Here is a 2,943-nt window from a genome sequence, read left to right on the forward strand (position 1 = left end):
GTGGGTCTTGAACCAGCTCTAGGGCGTCATCATAGGTCATGCCTTTGGCTTTTCGTAATGTATACAGCCGCTCAACGAGCACCTCTTTGAGTGACGACGCCTGTGGAGAAACAATATGAATGCCAGCGAGGTTAATGTGATGCAGTTCTGCAACAGCGATGATCGCCGATTCATCGCCCACGAGTGTGATGTGAGCGAGCTGTTTGTCGATTGCCATTCTTGCAGCAGCTAGCACTCGCGGGTCCTCCGCTTCACTCAAAACAACACGCTTACGATCTAAATGAGCTTTATCAATAATCCGTTCAATCGCCTTCATCTTTAAATTCCATTTATTGAGATTAATTGTTCCATAATTTACATTTATATTATTGGAATAATAAAAAAGGTCAAATTTTATTCAGATAATTGAAGAATAATGATTTGGTATGTACACTCTTAGGCATAGACATATCGCAAGGATGAATCACTGTATGCAAACAGAAACACCGCAAGTTCAAGGGGATACACCGACCCTCCGACTTTTTGCACTATTGGAGGTGATAGCGCAAAAAGACGAGTTTATTTCTCTGCAAGGTTTAGTCGAAGAGACCGGATTACCAAAACCCACGCTGCACCGAATGCTTCAGCAATTAGAAGCGGCGGGCATCATTCAAAGAGATGGCGACGAAAAGCACTACAGCTCAGGCATTCGACTCAGAAAACTTGCCGAAAACCTACTTTTGAATAGCACCATGCACAGCGCGCGACGCACTATCCTTGAGAACCTGAGAGCAGAGGTCGGTGAGAGTTGTAACCTGACGGCTCTTTCAAGTGGTGAAATCATCTATCTCGATCGTGCAGAAACTGAAGCTCCCCTTCGCTTTCACCTGCATCCCGGCTCTCGCGTTCCCGTGCACTGTTCGGCTACTGGCAAACTGTTTTTAGCGCACATGTCTAAGTCGCAGCGCAGACGATTAATTGAAAATGTGCCGCTGACTCAATACACCGTAAACACGATTACCGACTATTCGACTCTAGAGAAAGACATTGAAGAAGCGAAAATCCAAGGTTTTGCTATTGATGATGAAGAGTTCTTACCCGGTTTAGTCTGTATCGCTGTATTGATACCGTCTTCTACTGGCCAATCCAATCTTGGCTTAGCAATACAAGCGCCAGTGATTCGCGTAAAACCAGACGAAGCGATCAAGTTTCTACCAGCTCTTCAAAAAGCAGCCAAAGCTCTCGCTAAGATAGAGTCTGATAACTGGGGCTAGTGAGAAAATTTATCTCAAAGAATGACCCAAATTAGCGAATCAACATCCATGCCCTTCGACCAATAAACATTTGGTCGAAGTCATTTAAACACTCGCCAACCCGCACATAAGCAACACGTCTAAAGTAATCACAACAAAGGAATCACGATGCTAAACATTAAGAACCAGCACTTACTCTCTTTTATGGTGACAGAAGCGAACAACGCAGTTGCAGTCACAAATCCAGCAACGGGTGAACTCATCGGACACGCTCCGGTATCATCAGAAACAGAGTTAGCAAGCGCGATTGAACGAGCTCATTTAGCGCAGAAAGAGTGGGCAAAGGTTCCAGCTAAATCTCGAGCTGCATCACTGCACCGTTGGCACCAGCTAATCATTGAGAATAAAGAAGACCTTGCTCGAATCATGACGATCGAACAGGGTAAACCGTTAGCAGAAGCGGCAGGTGAAGTGGTTTATGGTGCGAGCTTCATTGAGTGGTTCGCAGAAGAAGCCAAGCGCACTTATGGTGATTCCATTCCTAGCACAGTCGCAGGCAAACGCTTGGTGACTATCAAGCAACCTATCGGAGTCGCGTGTGCCATTACGCCATGGAACTTCCCTGTTGCAATGATCACTCGTAAAGCAGCGCCTGCATTAGCTGCCGGTTGTAGCTTTGTCGTGAAACCTTCAGATGAGACACCGCTTTCCGCATTTGCTGTGGTCGAACTGGCTTACCAAGCGGGTATTCCTAAAGATCTGCTCCAAGTCGTTCTTGGTGAAAGCCCAGAGCAAGTGGGCAAACTATTCACTTCGCATCCGTTGATCAAAAAAATCTCTTTTACTGGCTCTACTCGAGTGGGCAGTATTTTGATGGCTCAAGCGGCAAAAGGTATCAAGCGCACCTCTATGGAGCTCGGTGGCAATGCACCTTTTATTGTGTTTGACGATGCTGACATTGACGCGGCCGTGCAAGGTGCAATGGCGTCGAAGTTCCGTAATGCAGGCCAAACATGTGTCTGTGCGAACCGATTCTACGTTCACAGTAAAGTGTACGATGCGTTTGTGGCTAAATTCGATCAAGCGGTTCAACAGCTTAAAATTGGTAACGGTTTAGATGAAGGTGTCACGATTGGCCCTGTTGTCAGCCTGAATGCGAAGAACAACATCCAAGCTTTGATAAACCGAGCGATTGAACAAGGTGCTGCTCCTGTCACGCCAACTCAGGAGCTTAATGGGCTTTTCATTCAGCCTGTTGTTCTTAAAGATGTAAAACACAGCATGGACATCGTTCAACAAGAGATATTTGGCCCAGTCGCGCCTGTGATGAAATTCGACACGGACGAAGAGCTTATCGAGATGGCCAACGATACCATTTATGGTTTGGCGTCTTACTTCTACAGTCAGAACATCCACCGAGTGTGGAATATCGCAGAAGCGCTTGAGTACGGTATGGTCGGCATTAATGATGGTCTAATCTCAACCGAAGTCGCGCCTTTCGGTGGTGTAAAACAATCAGGTATTGGCCGTGAAGGTGCGAAAGAAGGCATCGATGAGTACATGGACATTAAGTATCTTTGCTTTGGCGGAAAATAAGGTTGGTAGTAACTAGGTTTTGGAAATAATTAAGTCTTAGTGAGCACTAACCTGCCCCATTCTCCCCCTTCCCGCCACAAAAATGAATCAAAAAAAAGCCGCGCTATAAAAGCGC

Annotated in this window: 3 protein-coding genes; 2 read left to right on the forward strand and 1 reads right to left on the reverse strand. The window is 46.1% G+C overall.

The window, feature by feature from the left end; genetic code table 11:
* The coding region (locus IQQ51_RS27385) for a phosphate acyltransferase (RefSeq protein WP_265584325.1) at nucleotides 1-316 on the reverse strand (316 nt) is incomplete at its 3' end.
* A 154-nt stretch (nucleotides 317-470) separates the two neighbouring features.
* Between IQQ51_RS27385 and IQQ51_RS19025 the strand changes: the two genes are divergently transcribed.
* Both IQQ51_RS19025 and IQQ51_RS19030 read left to right on the forward strand, forming a co-directional pair.
* Nucleotides 471-1,253 carry an IclR family transcriptional regulator gene (locus tag IQQ51_RS19025; RefSeq protein WP_193841824.1) on the forward strand — a complete coding sequence of 261 codons (783 nt, stop codon included), beginning with the start codon at nucleotides 471-473 and terminating at the stop codon, nucleotides 1,251-1,253.
* A gap of 147 nt (nucleotides 1,254-1,400) precedes the next feature.
* Nucleotides 1,401-2,828: an NAD-dependent succinate-semialdehyde dehydrogenase gene (locus IQQ51_RS19030; RefSeq protein ID WP_193841825.1), complete on the forward strand. Its 1,428-nt coding sequence runs from the start codon at nucleotides 1,401-1,403 to the stop codon at nucleotides 2,826-2,828.
* Nucleotides 2,829-2,943: the final 115 nt, after the last annotated feature.

Source organism: Vibrio sp. OPT18, assembly GCF_015163615.1.
In the GTDB taxonomy this organism is placed as follows: Bacteria; Pseudomonadota; Gammaproteobacteria; order Enterobacterales; family Vibrionaceae; genus Vibrio; species Vibrio coralliirubri.